Below are 18,937 nucleotides of genomic sequence, written 5' to 3'. Positions count from 1 at the left end.
TCCGTTTCCCGAAGGCGCCGGCCGCGGGCGTGGATCAGCCCGGGAGCCGCACCGGCATCAGCAGGTAGATGTAGTCGCTCTCGGGGGCCGCGAAGGTCCCGGACTCGCCGCGCTCGAGCTCTTCCTCGCCGGCCGGACGCAGCACCGCGGGACGGCTCGGGGTGGTGAAGCCGAAGGTGACGCGCTCGGAGTGCAGCGAGTTGAGACCGTCGATGAGGTAGCCGGGGTTGAACGCGATGACCAGCGGCTCGCCCTGGAAATCGGCCTCGAGCGCCTCCTCGGCCCGACCGGCGTCGTCGCCGCCCGCGGACAGGACCAGGCCCTCGCTGTTGAACTCGAGCCGCACCTGGGCACCGCGCTCGGCGACGAGAGCCACACGCTTGATCGCGTCGACCAGCGGGGCGACCGTCACCGTGGCCATCGCGGTGTGCTCGGCCGGCAGCAGCTGACGGAACTTGGGGAACTCGGCGTCGAGCAGGCGGGTGGTGGTGCGACGGCCGTCGGCGACGATGCCGAGCATGCCCTCGGTGCCGACCGACGCACCGGCGCCGAGCGCCAGCTCGACCGGGGACAGGGTGTTGCCGCCGAGGGTCTTCGCGGACTCCGACAGCGTGCGGGCCGGCACCAGCACCGCGGCCGTGACGTCGCCGGCGGTGGGCATCCATTCGAGCTTGCGGACCGCGAGGCGGAATCGGTCGGTGGCCGCGAGGACGACGTCGGTGCCCTCGATCTCGACGCGGATGCCGGTGAGCATCGGCAGGGTGTCGTCCTTGCCGGCAGCGACGGCGACCTGGCTGACGGCCTCGGAGAACAGGTCCACCGGCAGTGAACCGGTCTGCTGCGGCAGCGTCGGCAGCTGCGGGTAGTCCTCGACCGGCATCGTGGGCAGGGAGAACTTGGCGCTACCGCAGGCGATGAGCACCCGGGTGCCGTCCACGGTGACGTCGACCGGCTTGTTGGGCAGCGCGCGGGTGATGTCGGCGAGCAGCTTGCCGGACACCAGGACCTGGCCGGTGGTCGTGACCTCCGCGGAGACCCGAACCTGGGCAGAGACCTCGTAGTCGAAGCCGGAGACCGTCAGTCCCTGCTCGTCCGCACCCAGCAGCACACCGCCGAGGACGGGGACGGGCGGCCGGGACGGCAGGCTGCGCGCGACCCAGGCGACGGAGTCGGCGAAGTCCTCCCGAGCAACGCGAAACTTCATACTTCCAAGCTCCATCGCTCGGGTGTTCCTCTCGGTAGGCGCGGACGGTCGGCGGCCGCAGTGCACACGGCTGCGCTAGCAGTCTGACACAGCGGACAGGGGACACCGTAAGCGTTCGGACGCCATGTTGGAAAGCGGACGAACGCGTCTCGAGACACCTCGAGGCGGGGTGTGAACAGGAGGCCTGGGCCGAGATGTTCACAGGTCCTGTTTTAGAAGAACTTCTCTCGAGAAGACTTCAATCACAGTAATAGGCACTGTGGAATCTGTGGATGAACGCTCGAAGCCCCAGGTCCGGCTTCCTCGAGGCGTGGGGACTTCTCGAGGACGTACTCGAGGATGAATCGAGGGACGTTGTGGACACCTCGAGGATGTCCGGAACTGTCCCACGGTTCTCCACAGCGATTACACCTTATACACATACCTATCCACAGGTGTTAATCCTTTGGGTTTCGTGTCTCGAGTCACCCCTGGAAACACGACGTCCGCACGGCGTGAACCGTGCGGACGCGGGGTGTGCGGGGCGACCGGCCGTCAACTCTTGGAGCGCTGCTTGATCCGGGCGGTGAGCTCCTGGACCTGGTCGTACACCTTGCGGCGCTCGGTCATCTCCTTGCGGATCTTCTTGTCCGCGTACATGACCGTGGTGTGGTCGCGGCCGAACGTCTGCCCGATCTTGGGCAGCGACAGGTCCGTCAGCTCGCGGCACAGGTACATCGCGATCTGACGGGCCTGCGCCAGCGGCCGGGCCTTGCCGGGGCCGCACAGGTCGTCGATCGAGGTGTTGAAGTACTCCGCGGTGACGGCCATGATGGTCGCCGCGTTGATCTCGAGCGCTGCCGAATCGGGCATCAGGTCCCGCAGCACCACCTCGGCGAGCTTGAGGTCGAGCGCCTGGCGGTTCAGCGACGCGAACGCCGTCACCCGGATCAGTGCACCCTCGAGTTCGCGGATGTTGCGTTCGATGCGGCTGGCTATCAACTCGAGGACGTCGTGCGGGACGTCCAGCCGATCCATCCGCGCCTTCTTCGACAGGATGGCGATCCGCGTCTCCAGTTCGGGCGGCTGGACGTCGGTGATCAGCCCCCACTCGAACCGCGTCCGCAGCCGCTCCTCGAGCGTCGCCAACTGCTTGGGCGGACGGTCCGACGACACCACGATCTGCTTGTTCGCGTTGTGCAGGGTGTTGAAGGTGTGGAAGAACTCTTCCTGGATACCTTCCTTGCCCTCGATGAACTGGATGTCGTCGACCAGCAGGATGTCGGTCTCGCGGTACCGCCGCTTGAAGGCGACCTTGCGGTCGTCACGAAGACTGTTGATGAAGTCGTTCGTGAACTCCTCGGTGGAGACGTACTTCACCCGCAGTCCCGGGAACAGGCGCTGGGCGTAGTGGCCGGCGGCGTGCAGGAGATGTGTCTTGCCGAGGCCGGAGGCACCCCAGATGAACAGCGGGTTGTAGGCGCGAGCCGGGGCCTCCGCGATCGCGACCGCGGCTGCGTGGGCGAACCGGTTGGACGCGCCGATGACGAACGTGTCGAACGTGTACTTCGCGTTCAGGCTGTTGCCGCCGGTCGCGCTCGTCGAGGGACCGGTCGGCGGCTTCGTGAAGTACGACGGCCACGACTCGTGGACGCTCGCGAGCGCCTCCCGGTCGTCGTCGACTTCCTCGTGTTCGGCCAGGTCGACGGCCACGGACTCGCTCATCGTGAGGTGCCTGCGGCGTGCGGACGCCCCGTCGGGGTAACTCGAGTCCGCGAAGTCGAGTGCGGCTCCGCGGTCGGTCTCGTCCGCAGGCGCGGCGTCGCCGGAGTCCTCGCCACGATCCTCGGACGGTGCGGCGATCCGAACCCCGAGCCCCTCGACCTTCTGGCCGAGATGACGGTTGAGAGCCCGCAGTATCGGCTCCCGCAGGTCGCGTTCGATCGCTTCCTGAGCGAGAGGCGACGGGACCGACAGCAGCGCGAAGCCCTGCGCATAGGTCAGCGGTCGAACGAGGGCGAGCCAGGCCTTCTGCGCTTTCGTCAGCTTGGGGCTGTCGGATGCGTCGGAGGTCAGTTCGGCAACGACGTCGCGCCAGACATTCGCCAAGGCGTTCGGATCGTCGTTCACTCTGTGTCCTCCCCGTCTGCGGGTCTGCTCGGCAGGTTGCCGTGGTTGTCTGTTGAGCTCCCCCGGGTGAGGCTGAACCCCTGAACTGCTGGGCAACGAATATGCCACCTGATCACTGTTTCCACACAATTATCCACAGATGTGGACAACGCTCGAGTGTGGGCTCGGCGGCTCGGGATGTTCACTCACGTCGAGCCCTCGAGGCTCTCACCAGGTGGAATGGTTTCCGGAGGGGCGACGCGCCTACCTGCGCGGGTCCGGACCCGGGCCGCGGGCGGGGGTGTTAGTTGTCTTACAGTCCTGCTTCTCGAGTGCGGTGCGATCACGCAGCCGGCGCGGTCCACTTCTCGAGACGTGCGCGCAGGTCGACAAGGCCATTCACGGACGGTAACAACCGATAGGTCGGTTCACTGCGATTCGAAGGATTCGGGCGCCCGAATCTCACACCGACCTCCCGTCGCGCAATCCGGCGCCGACCCCGGTTTGACCTCGACTCCGGTGGTCAGTACCCTCGAACAGTCACCCGATGGTGAAGGATGCGCGCTGACCGCAGGTCGGTGCCCCGGATGCCGCGAGTGGCCCCCCGATTTCCAGTGAAATGTTAGACCGACGCCGTCCGGCGTCACCGATCTTCGAGGAGTGTTGACCGTGGCCAAGGGCAAGCGGACGTTCCAGCCGAACAATCGCCGCCGCGCGCGCGTTCACGGCTTCCGTCTTCGTATGCGGACCCGTGCGGGTCGTGCAATCGTTTCGGCGCGTCGCCGTAAGGGCCGCGCCGAGCTCACCGCCTGATTCGATCCTGACTTCAGGAGCTCGGGGTGTTACCTGAGCCGTACCGCCTGCGTCGCCGCGCGGATTTCTCCGCGACGGTGCGTGGCGGACGTCGTATGGGTAGACGGGATCTGGTCGTCCACGCTCGCGAGCGTGGTGCGACCGACACCCTGGTGAGCATCGATGGGCCCCGTTTCGGGCTCGTCGTGAGCAAGGCTGTCGGACCGGCGGTGATTCGTCATCGAGTCGCCCGCCGGTTTCGTCATATCTGCGCCGGCTTGGTCGACACTCTCCCCGTCGACACCGACGTGGTGATTCGCGCGTTGCCGGGATCGGCGACCGCAACTTCCCGGGAACTCGACAAACAGCTGCGATCGGTCCTGCGACGGATGGATCTGCTGGCTGACGAAGGCAAGCCGGCATGAGCAGCGAACACGATGAGGCGCGGACCGAGCCCGGTCCGCGCTCGTCGTCGTTTCTCGGCACTGTGTGGACCACGCTGCGAAGTTTCCCCGCGCGGGTCCTGATCTTCCTCATCGAGCTGTACCGGACGTACGTGTCCCCACTCCGCCTGCCGACCTGTCGGTTCACGCCGACCTGCAGCGAGTACGCGGTCGACGCGATGCGGACCCACGGTGCGATCAAAGGCTCGGCACTGACTGTCGTGCGGCTCGCGAAGTGCGCGCCCTGGCACCCTGGTGGGTGGGATCCCGTCCCGGAACGACGCGGACGGCACCTCCACCATGTGAGCCAGGAATGACGCGTCCCGCTCGCCCGGAACTTGCCCAACTCCACGGCGTGGTGAACGTGGACGAACAGAGGAGTGCTTAGAGTCGTGCTCGACTTCATCTACTATCCGGTGTCTTGGATCCTTTGGGTCTGGCACAAGGTGTTCGGCGCCGTACTCGGCCCGGACAACGGCTTCGCCTGGGCGCTGGCCGTCATGTTCCTCGTCTTCACGCTGCGTGCCATTCTGTACAAGCCGTTCGTGAAGCAGGTGCGCACCACCCGGCAGATGCAGGAGTTGCAGCCGCAGATCAAGGCGCTGCAGAAGAAGTACTCCAAGGACCGCCAGCGTATGGCGCTGGAGATGCAGAAGCTCCAGAAGGAGCACGGCTTCAACCCCGTGATGGGCTGTCTGCCCGTGCTGCTCCAGGCGCCCGTGTTCATCGGCCTGTTCCACGTGCTGCGTTCGTTCAACCGGACCGGCACCGGTATGGGACAGCTGGGCATGACGCCGGAGCAGAACGCCGCCATCGGCAACTACGCGTTCAGCCCGGACGACGTCCAGTCCTTCCTGAGTGCCCGTCTGTTCGGTGCCCCGATCTCGGCTGCGATCACCACCCCGCAGGCACAGCTCGAGGCTTTCGGTCTGTACGGCACGGTCCCGACGGTTCTGAACATCGCGGCCGTGGCGATCCCGCTCATGGTCATCGCGTCCGTCGCGACCCACTTCAACTCGCGTGCCTCGGTCGCCCGCCAGAGCGCGGCCGCCGCCGCCAACCCGCAGTCGGCGATCATGAACAAGCTCGCGCTGTGGGTGTTCCCGCTCGGCGTGCTCGTCGGTGGCCCGTTCCTGATGATCGCGATCCTCCTGTACTGGGTCTCGAACAACATCTGGACGTACGCGCAGCAGCACATCGTCTTCCGCCGCATCGACGCGGAGGAAGCAGCGAAGAAGCAGGCCGTGATCGAGCGTCGGGCCGACAACGCCCCCAAGCCGGGAGCGCGCCCCAAGGTCGACAAGAAGAAGGCGTCCGCGCAGCAGTCCTCCCCCGTCGTAGACGCGGAGTCCGAGGATGCCGGCTCGACGGACGACACGGAGAGCAGTTCGGGCTCGGGCGGAGGTGCGGCCGGTAACCGGCCCAAGCCGAAACCCCGGCCCGCCGCGAACCGTCCCAAGAGCAACAAGCGCAAGCGGCGCTGACCTCGAGAAAGAGATCGACGATGACCAGTGAGCAGGACATTGCCCGGGAGGGTGAGGACAGGGAGAACACGGACGTGGTAGTCGAGACTCCTGATGTGGCCACCGACGGCGAGGACGACCTGATCGAGGAAGGCGAGATCGCCGGTGACTACCTCGAGCAGCTGCTCGACGTGCTCGACTACGACGGCGACATCGACCTGGACGTCGAGGGCGACCGGGCGGTCGTGAGCATCGACGGCGGTGACGATCTGGCCAAGCTCGTCGGCCGCAAGGGCGAGGTTCTCGACGCGTTGCAGGAGCTGACGCGCCTCGCGGTACAGCAGTCCACGGGCGTCCGGAGCCGGCTGATGCTCGACGTCGCCGGCTGGCGTGCCGGTCGTCGTGCGGAGCTCTCCGCTCTGGGCAAGGAGGCCGCCGAGCGCGTGCTGGAGTCGGGTGAGCGTGAGTCGCTGGCGCCGATGACGCCGTTCGAGCGCAAGATCGTCCACGATGCGGTGGCGAAGGTTGCCGGCGTGTCGAGCGAGAGCGAGGGCGCCGAGCCCAACCGCCGCGTCGTCGTGATCAAGGACTGACGTAGCGGGCTCGCCCGAAAATCGTGGAAGGGCCGCGACTCCCCCGGGGAGTCGCGGCCCTTTCTCTTGTTGTGTGGTGGTGGGTTGGGGAGGATGTTTCACGTGGAACTGGTTGATGAGCAGTGGGATGTGGTTGGTGCGGTGGCTCGGGTGTTCGGTGAGCGGGCGCCGTTGGCGGAGGCGTATCACGCGTCGTTGGCGTCGGATGGTGTGGTGCGGGGGTTGATCGGTCCGCGGGAGGTGCCGCGGTTGTGGTCGCGGCATGTGCTCAATTGTGGTGTGTTGGGTGAGTTGGTGGGGGCGAACGAGTCTGTGGTGGATGTGGGTTCGGGTGCGGGGTTGCCGGGTGTGCCGTTGGCGATTGCGCGTCCGGATGTGCGGGTGACGTTGGTGGAGCCGTTGCTGCGGCGGTCGGTGTACCTACAGGAATTCGTGGACTCGGTGGGGCTGTCGAACGTCACCGTGGTCCGCGGCCGCGCGGAACAGGAAGGTGTCGTCAAGGAGGTCGGCGGCGCGGATGTGGTGACGTCGCGGGCGGTGGCGCCGTTGGAGAAGTTGGCGCGGTGGTCGTTGCCGTTGGTGCGGGTCGGTGGTCGGATGTTGGCGTTGAAGGGTTCGAGTGCAGCGGAGGAGATCTCCCGCGACCGCGCGGCGCTGACCCGACTCGGCGCCGGGAAACTCGAAGTGCTCGAGTGCGGTGGCAATGTGCTGCCGGTGCCGACGATCGTGGTGAGTGCCGAACGCGTTGCGCACCATCGTCATCGCGGCCAGCGCCGCTGAGTCCGCATCGCCCCGACCCCTCCCCTCCCCCACCGCCGATTCGGTCGTGACGCGGTCAACCACCCACGAACGGCGCGACGAACACGCACGGCACGGGCCGGGGATGGTCCGGATCCAGTGCGTTGAGCACATGGCCGGCTGTGACGCGGGAGGCCAAGAGCGCGATATGGTCCGAGTAGTCCTGCGAACATCCGTCCTGGACTACGATGTTCGTCGCGTTGGGGCCCTCCACGTAGCCACTGGTGTACGGCCAGATGCCCTCGTCGTAACGGGTCATGATGTTGGTGTAGGTGACTTCCGGTGCGTACAGGCCGCCCTCGTGCAGTTTCGCGATGAACTGCGATGCGGGCAGGAACTGGACACACGCCTGGCAGAACGGCAGCACGCCACGGGCATCGTCGGTGCCGAGCGCGAGGAGCGTTGCGCCGCCGTCGGGTCCGGTGAGGGCACTGCCGTTCCACGCCGGACCGAGCGAGGTGTACTTGTCGACCTTGGCTGCGCCACCGAGGTACTTGACGAAGTAGTTGGGCACGACCGATCCCTGTGAGACACCCAGGATGTCCACGCGTTCCGCGCCGGTCGCCGCGAGCACCTCGTCCACGAAGGCGCCGATCTGGGCTGCGCTGTCCTTCGCGCGGAGCATTCCCCCGATTGCGCTGATCGGGTACGGCTGGTCTGCGTAGTTGCCGAAGGTCGGCGCGAAGACGCAGTAGCCCTCGTTGGCGAGCAGCGGTGCAAACGTGGTCCAGTTGTTGAGTCGATTGCCGACAGTGCCGTGGACGAGCACCACGGGGTTCGGGTGTTCCGCCGTCGGCTTGCACGACCAGTCGTTGGATCCTGCCGCGGATCCGCCGGGGTTGGTGAACTCGTCCTGCACGAAGAGGAAGTAGGGCACCGGGTACGGCTCTCGCGCGCTCGCCGCCGCGGGAGACATCCCGACGGCGACGACGGATGCGACGAGCGTAAGTGCTGCGGCGATCACCGTCCGCCATCTGCGTGGTTGCTGTGTGACTGTCATGGTGTCTGCCCCCTTGAGTTGCCCGGTTCGAAGGGAACGGTACGGGTCAGACGGTTTCTGGGAGCTGATTCGGAGAATCCACTCGCCGTGAACCCGAAACATGTTGTGCGACAGGGATAAGTCCACACGGACGTACCGGGTGGACCGGCGGCGTCGCCTGCCTGTCCATGAACCTCCTGGTATTTCGTCACTGTGACAGCAAAATCCGGTATTGGGGCCCACGGGTGTCGCGTCGGCGTGGCGACAGATGCGACGTCCGACGTGTTTCACGTGAATCAACGTGATGATCCTCCCCTCCCCTGCACCGGTCACGACTGTCCCGGATCGAAGGCGTCGGGACGGTGCCGCCCGCGACCCTGGAGGCGAGTAGAGCCAAGTGGTGGGGGCGCCGCGAAGACAGGGCGTGCACGACGATGCCGAGGGGCGTGATGCCGAGGGCCGTCGACACCCGGGGCGTGCAACCCGTCCCTGGTGTACCTTCGCGGGACGCGTCGAGTCGTGCAGGTGGTCCGCCGCCCCCGAGTCTCCCCGTCGCGCTGCTCGGGCCGCACCTGTGCCGCGTCGATTCGATCGGCACTCGTGTCGTTGTGCGAGCATGACGCGGCCGGGTGTTCCTGAGTCGGCGGGCACGACGCGTCGTCGGATCGGGGCGCCGACTCCGTGGACTAGTGCGGCACGCGAGCGTAGTCCGGCGGGGTACGGTTCGCGGACTCTCGCAGTGGCGGCATCCGGACCGCCGGCAAATGAGTCCCACGTGGAGCTGCCGCCGCGGTCCTCCTCCGCTTTCATCTCCGCTCCGGAGGGGTTCTTGTCGCCGGCTCGTCGAAAGTGCGCTTTCCGGCCGACCGAAGCGCGACGACCCGGGCCCGCGCGGGCCGCTTCGGGCGGTCCGCCTTGTTCCACGTGAATCATGTTGTACGGCAACGAAATAGCGAGACCAAGCAGGCTTGGCCGCGTGCCCGCGTCGTACACCCACCCCGGGGTACCGGGCGATTTCGTCACTGTGACAAACGGTTCCGAGTTTTGCTCGGCGTGGCCGTCGAAAGGGTCGTGATCGACCGCCGGCAGACGTCAGAGGGGCGCCGAGGGGCGACCGTTTCACGTGAAACGGTCGCCGTATCCCGGGCGGTGTTCCACGTGAAACACCCCGTCGGACACTCCCCCACCGAATTCGGCGACGCGCGCGACGAGCTCGTCCCGCGCGGCAACGCCTGCCCGGGTTTGTTGTGTGGTGGTGTGTTGGGGAGGATGTTTCACGTGGAACTGGTTGATGAGCAGTGGGATGTGGTTGGTGCGGTGGCTCGGGTGTTCGGTGAGCGGGCGCCGTTGGCGGAGGCGTATCACGCGTCGTTGGCGTCGGATGGTGTGGTGCGGGGGTTGATCGGTCCGCGGGAGGTGCCGCGGTTGTGGTCGCGGCATGTGCTCAATTGTGGTGTGTTGGGTGAGTTGGTGGGGGCGAACGAGTCTGTGGTGGATGTGGGTTCGGGTGCGGGGTTGCCGGGTGTGCCGTTGGCGATTGCGCGTCCGGATGTGCGGGTGACGTTGGTGGAGCCGTTGCTGCGGCGGTCGGTGTACCTACAGGAATTCGTGGACTCGGTGGGGCTGTCGAACGTCACCGTGGTCCGCGGCCGCGCGGAACAGGAAGGTGTCGTCAAGGAGGTCGGCGGCGCGGATGTGGTGACGTCGCGGGCGGTGGCGCCGTTGGAGAAGTTGGCGCGGTGGTCGTTGCCGTTGGTGCGGGTCGGTGGTCGGATGTTGGCGTTGAAGGGTTCGAGTGCAGCGGAGGAGATCTCCCGCGACCGCGCTTCCCTCACGCGGCTGGGGGCTGGCAAGCTGGACGTCGTCGAGTGTGGTGTCGAGGCACTGCCGGTGCCGACGATCGTGGTGAGCGCGGAGCGTGTTGCCCAACACGGTCGTCGGCACCGCTGAGTTGCGGGCTTTCGAGGGCTCGAGGGTTGAGAATTACCGCATGAGTGGTCATCAAGTGAAGGAGCAGTAGATGTCGGCTGGATCGGAGTCCGCCGTTTCACGGGAAACAGTTTCACGTGAAACCTCAACGTCGTCCGACGCGCCGAACGGCGGCAGCGGAGACGGTTATGCCCACTCCCCCTATTCCGGGATCTCGCTCGCGGACACGCCGATCGGGGCAGCCGCGCAGCGAGCCAGCCAGGTGCTCCACCCGGGGTCGGTGAGCCTGCCTCGACCACCCGAACGTCGCGTCTTCACGATCGCCAATCAGAAGGGCGGTGTCGGCAAGACGACGTCCACCGTCAATCTTGCGTCCGCGCTGGCGATCCAGGGACTCACCGTCCTCGTCGTCGACCTCGACCCCCAGGGCAACGCGAGTACCGCGCTCGGCGTCCCGCACACGTCGGGGACGCCGTCGAGCTACGAACTGCTCCTCGGTGAGGTGACGGCGAAGGAGGCGATCCAGCAGAGCCCGCACAACGAGCGCCTCTACTGCATCCCCGCGACCATCGACCTGGCCGGCGCCGAGATCGAACTCGTCTCGATGGTGGCGCGCGAGAACCGGCTCAAGAACGCGCTGTCGGAGAAGGCGCTGGCCGACCTCGACTTCGACTTCATCCTCATCGACTGCCCACCGTCCCTCGGACTGCTGACGGTCAACGCGATGGTCGCCGCGAAGGAGGTGCTGATCCCGATCCAGTGCGAGTACTACGCCCTCGAGGGTGTCGGGCAGTTGCTCCGCAACATCGAGCTCGTCCAGGCGCATCTCAACCCCGATCTGCACGTGTCGACCGTCCTGCTGACGATGTACGACGCCCGAACCAAGCTGGCCGACCAGGTTGCCGAGGAGGTGCGCAAGCACTTCGGTGACGTGGTGCTGCGGGCGGTCATCCCGCGCAGCGTCAAGGTCTCGGAGGCCCCCGGCTACGGCATGACGGTCCTCGACTACGACCCCGGATCCCGGGGCGCCATGAGCTACCTCGACGCCGGCCGCGAACTCGCGGCGCGCAGCATGTCCACCAACACTCAGGAGCAGTGAGATGGCGCAGACACGCAAGGGCGGCCTCGGACGCGGGCTGGCCGCACTGATCCCCACCGGGCCCGCGGGCGGCGGGCCGGGCCTCGGGACCGCCGCCGCGGACGTCATCATCGGCACCTCCGCCCCGACCAGCGACGCCGCAGCGGTCGAGACCGCAGCCGACACCGCGGTGGAGACGGAGGCGCCGGCGAAGGCGTCGAAGCCCGCCAAGAAGGCGTCGGCCAAGGCACCCGCGAAGGCGGCGTCGAAGACCGCGGCGAAGGCGGCGTCGTCCGACGACGTGGTGGCCACCGCGCCCACGCCGGCGCCCGCCGTCCGTACCGACGGCGAGCCCCTCTCCCCCACCGGGGCGGTGTACCACGAGATCCCGCCGCTGCAGATCCAGCCCAACCCCAAGCAGCCGCGCAGCGTCTTCGACGAGGAGGCGCTCGGCGAGCTGGTGCACTCGATCCGCGAGTTCGGTCTCATGCAGCCGATCGTGGTGCGCCGGATCGGACCGGAGCAGTACCAGCTCGTCATGGGCGAGCGTCGGTGGCGGGCCAGCCAGCTCGCCGGGCTCGAGACGATCCCCGCGATCGTCCGCGAGACCACCGACGACTCCATGCTTCGTGACGCGCTGCTGGAGAACATCCATCGGGTGCAGCTCAATCCGCTCGAAGAGGCAGCCGCGTACCAGCAACTCCTCGAGGAGTTCGAGGTCACCCACGAGGAGTTGGCGTCCCGGATCGGACGTTCGCGTCCGGTTGTGACCAACATGATCCGACTCCTCAAGTTGCCGATTCCGGTGCAGCGGCGGGTCGCGGCGGGCGTCCTGTCCGCGGGGCACGCACGGGCGCTGCTGTCGCTCGAGGCCGGCGCCGACGCTCAGGAGGTGCTCGCGGCACGCATCGTCGCCGAGGGCATGTCGGTCCGCGCCACCGAGGAAGCGGTCATGCTCGCCAACCGTGAGGGCCCCTCCCCTACCCCGCCGGTGAAGCGCAAGCCGATCCAGATGCCGGGCCTGCAGGATGTCGCCGAGCGGTTGTCGAATTCGTTCGATACCCGCGTCACCGTGAGCCTCGGCAAGCGCAAGGGCAAGATCACCGTGGAGTTCGGTTCGGTGGACGACCTCGAGCGCATCGTGAAGATGATGGAGCAGCAGGCGGGTAGCTGACATCGCCCAGGCATCCCGGGTCGATACGTCACAGTGACATAACCGGTCGTGGTGCCCGGTCGGGAACCGGACACGGCAGTGTCGCGCCCGGGACGCGGGACGGGCGCGCGGGGCAAGTCCGACTGTCGCGCCCCCGACGGAACTATCCCCTATTCTGGAGGGGATAGTTCCGTCGAGGCGGGTGAACCTCCCCGAGTGGTCTGGAGGCTGGGGGCATGGAGGCTGGCGTACACGGTGTCGACTAGCGTCACGTCTCTCACCCTGGACGGTCTCGACAAACTGTCCTCACATGCCCGGCGATGCGTCTTCTGGGAGACCGATCCCGCCGCGGTCCGCGCGGCGCGCGAGACCGGCAACTTCTACGATCCCGAGTTCGAGAAGGAAGCGTGGCTGTCGATGGTCATGCTCCAGTGGGGATCGTGCGGTCAGGTGGCAATGGTCGACGACAAGCCGGCCGGATGCGCGCTGTACGCGCCGCCGAGCATGGTTCCGCGTGCCGACCTGTTTCCCACCTCCCCCGTCAGCGCCGACGCGGTGCTGCTCACCACGATGCGGCTCGAACCGATCGGCGACGAGCACGGTCTCGGTGCGACGCTGATCCAGGCTGCTGTCGGTGATCTCGTCCGACGCGGTGTCCGGGCGCTCGAGGCGTTCGGTATCCGGGGCGAGGCACCCAGCGACGTCCCGACCGCGACCGCGGCGCTGGACTGCTCCCCGCAGGAGTGCATGATCAGCGCCGATTTCCTCGAGGACGTCGGCTTCGAGGTGATCGCGCCCCACCACCGCTTCCCGCGGCTACGCCTCGAGCTCGATCGCGACCACCTGTGGAAGGCGGACGTCGAGGCGGCCCTGGATCGGCTCCTGGAGGTCGCGGCCCTGTCGATGCTCGACATCGACGAGAAAAGCCCTGTAGCGGTCCGCTAGAGGGCTTTTCGGGCGTCCCGACAGTCGGGTGGGTCCAGCTGCGGGAGGGTCAGCGCGCCTGCGGTGCGCTCGACAGTTCCTCGGCGAGCAGCTCGGCGAACGTGAACGTGCCCGTCGGGGCGTCGTCCTGTCCCAGTAGGTACAGGCGCTTGACGGCGATCAGGATGGCTTCGGCGATCGTGTCCCGCGACCGCGAATCCGTGAGCACCCGCACGTCGGATTCGTTTGTGAGATAACCGATGTCGACCTGAACGGTAGGCATCTTGGTGAGCCGCAACAGTTCCCAGGTACGGCCGTGAGTCCTGCAGTCCCGCAAAGGAGTTCGGGCCACGATCTCGCGCTGGATGAACCCGGTGAGGATCTGCCCGATCATCGAGGTGGATCCGTGCGAGTTGCCGAAGTGGTAGCTGGCCACGCCGCTCGCGGCGGGGCTGGAATGGCTGTCGCAGCGCAGCGCGATCATGAGATCGGCGTCGAAGCCGTTGGACGTCTCGGCACGCTCGGCCTCGGACGGATTGGCGTGCTGGGGCCGGGACAGGAACGTCTCCATCCCGGTGGCGGCCATCCGGCCCTCGAGTCGGCTCGCCAGATCCCACAGGATGTCGGCCTCGCTGACGGGGCCGTTCGGGGTCTGCACGACCAGGCCCGTGTCGGCGCCGCCGAGCCCGGGATCGATGACGATCCGCTTGCCGCTCAGCTGCGGGCCGGAGCGGCGGACCAACTCCTCCTCGCTGATCGCGTGCGGGGAACCGCCGGAGACGCGGGTGCCGAGCAGTTCCAGCGACCGCAGCGTCGCGGGACCGCAGATGCCGTCGGCGGCGATGCCGATCTCACGCTGGAACGAACTGAGCGCCTCGTGCGTCTTCGGCCCGAAGTAGCCGTCGACGCGTCCGACGTAGAAGCCGAGATCCTGCAGGCGCGTCTGCAGCGCGGCGACGTCGTCGCCGTACAGCGGCGCCGACAGTTGGTAGATGAGGGTGCGGGCACCGAGCCGGTACGACGCCTCCTTGAGGGAGCGGTACGTTGCCGGACCCACGATGCCGTCGACGAGCAGCCCACGTTGCTGCTGGAATGCCCGGACCGCGGAATCGAGATGGTGGTCGAACATTGCGTCGGGTGACACCCAGTGCGAGCCGTTGACGGACTCGCGCTGCGTCTCGGCCACCCCGTTGTGGAGGAAGCCCAGGCCGGTCAAAGTACCCCGAATCTCGGCGACGGCGGGGCCGTGATCGCCGTGACGGAGTAGCTGCATGCTCGCGGGCCTTTCGTTGCGCGTACGTTTGTCGATTCTCTCAGACGGCGCTCGGCCCCGGAAATCTGCTCGGGCCACAGTGTGACAAGGCTGTGGTCACACTGTGGCCCGGCAAAGGGTCCAACGGGTCGAACGGGACGCGTCAGAGGACGTCCGCGAGGTCCTTGAGCAGCGCGGCCTTGCCCTTCGCGCCGACGATCGTCTTCACGGGCTTGCCGCCCTGGAACAGGATCATCGTGGGGATGGACATCACCTGGAAGTCGCGGGCCGCGCCCGGATTCTGGTCGATGTCGAGCTTGGCGATCGTGAGCTTGTCGCCGTGCTCACCGGCGATCTCCTCCAGGACCGGGGCGACCATCTTGCACGGGCCGCACCAGGTGGCCCAGAAATCGACGAGCACGGGCTTCTCGGCGTCGAGAACGTCCTGCTTGAACGAGTCGTCGTTGATGGTGATGGTGTTCGCCACAGAATCCTCCTGGGATCTGATCCGGGTGGGTTGACGGAAGGGGTCGAGCAGATCAGGCGTCGACGGCGACGGGTTCGCCCGCGGCGGCCAGGGTGTTGTCGGTGATGTCGCCCTGATCGGCCAGCCAGCGCTCGGCGTCGATCGCGGCGGAACAGCCGGTTCCGGCCGCGGTGATGGCCTGACGGTAGGTGTGGTCCACCAGGTCGCCGGCCGCGAAGACACCCGCGGCGGAGGTGGCGGTGGTGGGCGACTGCACCTTGACGTAGCCGGCGTCGTCGACGTCGACCTGGCCCTTGACGAGCTCGCTGCGCGGGTCGTGGCCGATCGCGACGAACATGCCGGTGACGTCGAGCGTGGACTGCTCGCCGGTCACGGTGTCGCGGATGACGAGGCCGGTGACGCTGTTCTCGCCCAGCACCTCGACCGGTTCGGCGTTGGTGACGAAGCGGATCTTCTCGTTCGCCTTGGCGCGCTCGAGCATGATCCGGGACGCGCGGAACTCCTCGCGACGGTGCACGAGGGTGACGCTGCGGGCGAACTTGGTCAGGAACGTGGCCTCCTCCATCGCGGAGTCGCCGCCGCCGACCACGACGATGTCCTGGTCGCGGAAGAAGAAGCCGTCACAGGTGGCGCAGGCACTCACACCGCGACCGAGCAGGCGCTCCTCGCCCGGGATGCCCAGGTAGCGCGCGGCGGCACCCATCGCGAGGATGACGGCGCGTGCGTAGTAGGTCTCGCCGTTCGCGACGACCTTCTTGACCGGCCCGTCCAGCACGATCTCCTCGACGTCCTCGGTGCGGATGTCCGCGCCGAAACGCTTGGCCTGCTCGCGCATCTCGTCCATGAGATCCGGGCCAATGATGCCCTCCCGGAACCCGGGGAAGTTCTCCACCTCGGTGGTGGTCATCAGCGAGCCACCGAACTGGGTGCCCTCGAAGAGCAGGGGCTCGAGCTCCGCACGGGCGGCATAGACGCCGGCCGTGTACCCGGCGGGTCCGGAGCCGACGATGATGAGGTCACGGACCGTGGTCGGAGTAGTCATGCGGGCCTTTCCTGTCTGTCCTGCGCTGCGTTCGTGTCGATAGCTCACGCGGACGCGCCCGGGAAGGCGTGGCTCGCGGAGTCGGTCAGGTCAACAACAGATTAGTGGCTGTTGTTCCCTGCGGGGGTGTGCCGCGACGGGACCCCGCTATCGAACGTTTCACGTGGAACCAGACGTGTGCAGCGCGTCATAGGGCGCGGGTGCGCTCAGCCGGCCCGCCGGGCGAGGTCGGCGACGTACGGCCGGACGAGGTCGGCGGCGGTACGGCGCACCTGTTCGACGTCCTCGCCGCGCTCCACTTGGCGGGTCGCGGCGTGTAGCACCGCGTTGATCAGCTCGGACATGGCCGGGACGTCGGACGCGCCCAGCTCGCGCAGCGCGTCGGACAGCGGGGTGTAGAGGTCGTCGTGCATCGCGCGACTCTTGGCGTTGATCTCGGGTCCGGGCGCCAGCTGCGCGAGCGCGGTCGCGATGGCGTGTTCCCCCTCCGCGACCAGGTCGAGGTTCGCGTCGATGTACGCCAGAACCCGGCGCTCCGGGGCGCCGGCATGGGCCATGGCTGCGGTGACGCGGGCCGACCATCGGGGGAAGGCGTCCTCGATGAGCGCCTCGAGCAGGTGCTGACGAGACTTGAAGTACTGGTACATGCTCGACCGCGCGAGCCCGGCCCGAGCGGCCACCTCACCGAACGACGGGATGTCGGTGGCCCCTTCGGCGAGGACCTCGCGGGCAGCGTCGAGGAGGGCACGTTGCTGGGCGGCTCGATGCTCACCGACGGTGGGTGCATTGATCCGCGGCACGTGCCCTCCTCTCGCTGGGGATGTTCCGGACTATCGCGGTGTGAGCCGCCCGTCCGTCATCTCGACCACGCGGTCGCAATAGTCGAGGACATCGTAGTCATGAGTCACCATGACGGTCCCGACCTTCGATTCCCGGGTCTCGCGCGCCAGCAGCTGCACGATCTCGTGGCTGCGGGCGCGGTCGAGGGCCGCGGTGGGTTCGTCGACGAGCAGCAGCGACGGTGTCGACACCAGCGCGCGAGCGATGCCCACCCGCTGACGCTCGCCGCCGGAGAGCTGATCGGGACGGCGGTCGGCCTTGTGGGCCAGGCCCACCTGTTCGAGCAGCGCGAGCGGGTCGCGGAACTTCCGGCCCTTCGTGTTGCCGAGGTGCGACACCAGGCGCAGCTGGTCGGCGGCGGTGAGCGACGGGATGAGGTTGCCGCTCTGGAAGACGAAGCCGATCTGTTCGAGCCGGAACTTCGCCGCCTCGGACTTCTTCATCGTCAGCAGGTCGTGGCCGCCCACACGGACGGCGCCCGAGTCGGGAGTGGTGAGTGCGCCGGCGACGGCCAGCAGGCTCGACTTGCCGGAGCCCGACGGTCCGACGACGGCCACCATCTCGCCGGGGCGGACGGTCAAGCTCACACCGTCCAGCGCGGTGACGGTCTGCTCACCGTCGCCGAGGGTCAGGTTCGCGTCGACGATCTCCAGCGCGGCAGTGTCGATACGGGTTTCTGCGGACGTGGTCACGGCGGAGTCCTTTCCGGCGCTCATCGCTGGCCTCCCAGCGCGTTCAACGGATTGACCGACGCGATGCGGACGATCGCGATCGCGGCACCGACGAGGCCGAGCACCATCAGCAGGACGGCGGCGACGGCGACTGCGCCGGGCTCGAGCAGGAACGGCACTCCCCCGCCGATCAGCGATCCGAAGCCGTATCCGACGGCGGCACCGACGGCGACGGAGCCGAGCAGCAGGATGAACGCCTGCGCCAGGCCGTCGCGCAGCAGGTAGCCGGTGGAGGCACCCATCGCCCGCATGACGGCGATCTCGTGCTTGCGTTGGATCGTCCAGACGGTGAAGAACGCACCGACGACGAGCGCGGAGATCGCGTACAGGAACACCTTGATCAGGTTGAGGGTCATGGTCTCGGCGCTGTAGCCGGGTGACGACGCGAACGAGTCCTCGAGCGCGACCGTCGAGGTTCCGGCGGCGGCGTCACCGGCCGCGTAGTCGAGCGTCGCACCCGGCTCGGTCTTCAGCGCGACCGCGGTGGATTCCGTCATCGACTGGGCGGGCACGGGCTCGCCGGGGCGCACGCCGGAATGCAGCTGGCGCCACATCTCGATCGGCAGGTACGCGACATCGACGTGGCCGAAAGTCTGCTTGCCCTCGGTGATGCCGACGATCTTCAGCTCGGTGCCGAGGCGATCGATCGTGACGGTGTCGCCGAGCGCGACGCCCTCGTCGAGTGCGCTCTTGCTGACGACGATGCCGTTCGGATCGCCGAGGCCTGTCCCCTGCGCAGCGGTCGGCGCGAGGAAGGAGTCGACCGGGACGCCGAACAGTGCGAGGTCGACGGGGACGTCCTTGTCGTTGTGGGCGTTGACGAGCATGTTGCCGAAGGGCGCGGCCTCTTCGACGCCGGGCTGCTCGCGCCAGGCCTCGACCTGCGTGTCGGTGACGACGCTGCGCGAGAAGGCCGAGTCGGTCTTGGTCCCCTCGTTGAAGGCGAACCCGTCGACGGGCGTGGCCTTCAGGCCGGAAACGCCGTCCTCGACGAGGCCGGAGGACAGGCCGGACAGCAGCACCATCAGCACGGAGATGAGAGCGATGACACCACCCATCAGGCCGAATCTGGAACGCGCGAACCGTAGCTCCCGCAGGGCGAGGAACATTCTCGAACTCCTGGTCGGTGTGGGGTGTTTGT

Annotated in this window: 19 protein-coding genes; 10 read left to right on the top strand and 9 right to left on the bottom strand. The window is 67.5% G+C overall.

Features of this window, described 5'->3' with window-relative positions; translation table 11 throughout:
• Window positions 1–34: 34 nt before the first annotated feature.
• Together dnaN and dnaA are read right to left on the bottom strand one after the other, a co-directional pair.
• Window positions 35–1,219, bottom strand: a complete 1,185-nt coding sequence (gene dnaN / locus A6I89_RS11510) for a DNA polymerase III subunit beta (RefSeq protein ID WP_005516611.1) — start codon at window positions 1,217–1,219, stop codon at window positions 35–37.
• A gap of 519 nt (window positions 1,220–1,738) precedes the next feature.
• Window positions 1,739–3,313: a chromosomal replication initiator protein DnaA gene (gene dnaA / locus A6I89_RS11505; protein ID WP_013414367.1), complete on the bottom strand. Its 1,575-nt coding sequence runs from the start codon at window positions 3,311–3,313 to the stop codon at window positions 1,739–1,741.
• A 648-nt stretch (window positions 3,314–3,961) separates the two neighbouring features.
• Here dnaA and rpmH point away from each other — a divergent pair.
• From rpmH to rsmG (A6I89_RS11475), 6 genes are all read left to right on the top strand, one after another.
• Window positions 3,962–4,105 (top strand): 50S ribosomal protein L34, encoded by a 144-nt coding sequence (rpmH, locus tag A6I89_RS11500; protein ID WP_005516618.1) that lies wholly within the window; start codon window positions 3,962–3,964, stop codon window positions 4,103–4,105.
• A 26-nt stretch (window positions 4,106–4,131) separates the two neighbouring features.
• Window positions 4,132–4,509: a ribonuclease P protein component gene (gene rnpA, locus A6I89_RS11495; protein ID WP_080559294.1), complete on the top strand. Its 378-nt coding sequence runs from the start codon at window positions 4,132–4,134 to the stop codon at window positions 4,507–4,509.
• Window positions 4,506–4,844 (top strand): membrane protein insertion efficiency factor YidD, encoded by a 339-nt coding sequence (yidD, locus tag A6I89_RS11490; RefSeq protein WP_005516623.1) that lies wholly within the window; start codon window positions 4,506–4,508, stop codon window positions 4,842–4,844. Before rnpA ends, yidD begins: the two co-directional genes overlap by 4 nt.
• A gap of 75 nt (window positions 4,845–4,919) precedes the next feature.
• Window positions 4,920–6,011, top strand: coding sequence for a membrane protein insertase YidC (gene yidC / locus A6I89_RS11485; protein WP_005516624.1), 1,092 nt, complete (start codon window positions 4,920–4,922; stop codon window positions 6,009–6,011).
• 20 nt (window positions 6,012–6,031) lie between these two features.
• A complete protein-coding gene (locus A6I89_RS11480; RefSeq protein WP_005516625.1) occupies window positions 6,032–6,583 on the top strand; it encodes a Jag family protein in 552 nt (183 codons plus the stop codon).
• Window positions 6,584–6,676: 93 nt separating this feature from the next.
• The gene (gene rsmG / locus A6I89_RS11475) at window positions 6,677–7,363 is read left to right on the top strand and encodes a 16S rRNA (guanine(527)-N(7))-methyltransferase RsmG (RefSeq protein ID WP_060934534.1); all 687 of its coding nucleotides are present in this window, start codon (window positions 6,677–6,679) and stop codon (window positions 7,361–7,363) included.
• A gap of 55 nt (window positions 7,364–7,418) precedes the next feature.
• Here rsmG (A6I89_RS11475) and A6I89_RS11470 read toward each other — a convergent pair whose 3' ends face one another.
• Window positions 7,419–8,381, bottom strand: a complete 963-nt coding sequence (locus tag A6I89_RS11470; RefSeq protein WP_044991535.1) for an esterase/lipase family protein — start codon at window positions 8,379–8,381, stop codon at window positions 7,419–7,421.
• A gap of 1,248 nt (window positions 8,382–9,629) precedes the next feature.
• Between A6I89_RS11470 and rsmG (A6I89_RS11465) the strand changes: the two genes are divergently transcribed.
• From rsmG (A6I89_RS11465) to A6I89_RS11450, 4 genes are all read left to right on the top strand, one after another.
• Window positions 9,630–10,310, top strand: a complete 681-nt coding sequence (rsmG, locus tag A6I89_RS11465; protein ID WP_013417698.1) for a 16S rRNA (guanine(527)-N(7))-methyltransferase RsmG — start codon at window positions 9,630–9,632, stop codon at window positions 10,308–10,310.
• 70 nt (window positions 10,311–10,380) lie between these two features.
• On the top strand, window positions 10,381–11,388 hold the full coding sequence (locus tag A6I89_RS11460) for a ParA family protein (protein ID WP_013417697.1): 1,008 nt from the start codon (window positions 10,381–10,383) through the stop codon (window positions 11,386–11,388).
• Window position 11,389: 1 nt separating this feature from the next.
• On the top strand, window positions 11,390–12,541 hold the full coding sequence (locus A6I89_RS11455; protein ID WP_022598720.1) for a ParB/RepB/Spo0J family partition protein: 1,152 nt from the start codon (window positions 11,390–11,392) through the stop codon (window positions 12,539–12,541).
• 234 nt (window positions 12,542–12,775) lie between these two features.
• Window positions 12,776–13,465, top strand: coding sequence for a hypothetical protein (locus tag A6I89_RS11450; protein ID WP_022598717.1), 690 nt, complete (start codon window positions 12,776–12,778; stop codon window positions 13,463–13,465).
• Between the two features lie 49 nt (window positions 13,466–13,514).
• On the opposite strand, the gene A6I89_RS11445 is transcribed toward A6I89_RS11450, so the two are convergent.
• The 6 genes from A6I89_RS11445 to A6I89_RS11420 all read right to left on the bottom strand — a co-directional run bounded on the left by A6I89_RS11445 (window position 13,515) and on the right by A6I89_RS11420 (window position 18,905).
• A complete protein-coding gene (locus A6I89_RS11445; protein WP_022598715.1) occupies window positions 13,515–14,717 on the bottom strand; it encodes an N-acetylmuramoyl-L-alanine amidase in 1,203 nt (400 codons plus the stop codon).
• A gap of 142 nt (window positions 14,718–14,859) precedes the next feature.
• Window positions 14,860–15,183 (bottom strand): thioredoxin, encoded by a 324-nt coding sequence (gene trxA / locus A6I89_RS11440; protein ID WP_013417694.1) that lies wholly within the window; start codon window positions 15,181–15,183, stop codon window positions 14,860–14,862.
• 52 nt (window positions 15,184–15,235) lie between these two features.
• Window positions 15,236–16,225 carry a thioredoxin-disulfide reductase gene (gene trxB, locus A6I89_RS11435; RefSeq protein WP_022598713.1) on the bottom strand — a complete coding sequence of 330 codons (990 nt, stop codon included), beginning with the start codon at window positions 16,223–16,225 and terminating at the stop codon, window positions 15,236–15,238.
• A gap of 206 nt (window positions 16,226–16,431) precedes the next feature.
• Window positions 16,432–17,025 (bottom strand): TetR/AcrR family transcriptional regulator, encoded by a 594-nt coding sequence (locus tag A6I89_RS11430; protein WP_022598711.1) that lies wholly within the window; start codon window positions 17,023–17,025, stop codon window positions 16,432–16,434.
• A 30-nt stretch (window positions 17,026–17,055) separates the two neighbouring features.
• Window positions 17,056–17,781 (bottom strand): ABC transporter ATP-binding protein, encoded by a 726-nt coding sequence (locus A6I89_RS11425; protein ID WP_005516644.1) that lies wholly within the window; start codon window positions 17,779–17,781, stop codon window positions 17,056–17,058.
• A complete protein-coding gene (locus A6I89_RS11420) occupies window positions 17,778–18,905 on the bottom strand; it encodes an ABC transporter permease (protein WP_022598708.1) in 1,128 nt (375 codons plus the stop codon). Before A6I89_RS11420 ends, A6I89_RS11425 begins: the two co-directional genes overlap by 4 nt.
• Window positions 18,906–18,937 lie beyond the last annotated feature (32 nt).

Source organism: Prescottella equi, assembly GCF_002094305.1.
GTDB classification, from domain to species: domain Bacteria; phylum Actinomycetota; class Actinomycetes; order Mycobacteriales; family Mycobacteriaceae; genus Prescottella; species Prescottella equi.
Note: the sequence above shows the minus strand (reverse complement) of the source record. Positions and strands in the feature narration are given on the sequence as shown.

What these genes read in the sequence shown, in the direction of transcription:
- dnaN (WP_005516611.1), bottom strand. Translation starts at nt 1,219, where the DNA reads ATGGAGCTTGGAAGTATGAAGTTTCGCGTTGCTCGGGAGGACTTCGCC.
- yidD (WP_005516623.1), top strand. Translation starts at nt 4,506, where the DNA reads ATGAGCAGCGAACACGATGAGGCGCGGACCGAGCCCGGTCCGCGCTCG.
- A6I89_RS11480 (WP_005516625.1), top strand. Translation starts at nt 6,032, where the DNA reads ATGACCAGTGAGCAGGACATTGCCCGGGAGGGTGAGGACAGGGAGAAC.
- rsmG (WP_060934534.1), top strand. Translation starts at nt 6,677, where the DNA reads ATGTTTCACGTGGAACTGGTTGATGAGCAGTGGGATGTGGTTGGTGCG.
- A6I89_RS11470 (WP_044991535.1), bottom strand. Translation starts at nt 8,381, where the DNA reads ATGACAGTCACACAGCAACCACGCAGATGGCGGACGGTGATCGCCGCA.
- rsmG (WP_013417698.1), top strand. Translation starts at nt 9,630, where the DNA reads ATGTTTCACGTGGAACTGGTTGATGAGCAGTGGGATGTGGTTGGTGCG.
- A6I89_RS11460 (WP_013417697.1), top strand. Translation starts at nt 10,381, where the DNA reads ATGTCGGCTGGATCGGAGTCCGCCGTTTCACGGGAAACAGTTTCACGT.
- A6I89_RS11455 (WP_022598720.1), top strand. Translation starts at nt 11,390, where the DNA reads ATGGCGCAGACACGCAAGGGCGGCCTCGGACGCGGGCTGGCCGCACTG.
- A6I89_RS11445 (WP_022598715.1), bottom strand. Translation starts at nt 14,717, where the DNA reads ATGCAGCTACTCCGTCACGGCGATCACGGCCCCGCCGTCGCCGAGATT.
- trxB (WP_022598713.1), bottom strand. Translation starts at nt 16,225, where the DNA reads ATGACTACTCCGACCACGGTCCGTGACCTCATCATCGTCGGCTCCGGA.
- A6I89_RS11425 (WP_005516644.1), bottom strand. Translation starts at nt 17,781, where the DNA reads ATGAGCGCCGGAAAGGACTCCGCCGTGACCACGTCCGCAGAAACCCGT.
- A6I89_RS11420 (WP_022598708.1), bottom strand. Translation starts at nt 18,905, where the DNA reads ATGTTCCTCGCCCTGCGGGAGCTACGGTTCGCGCGTTCCAGATTCGGC.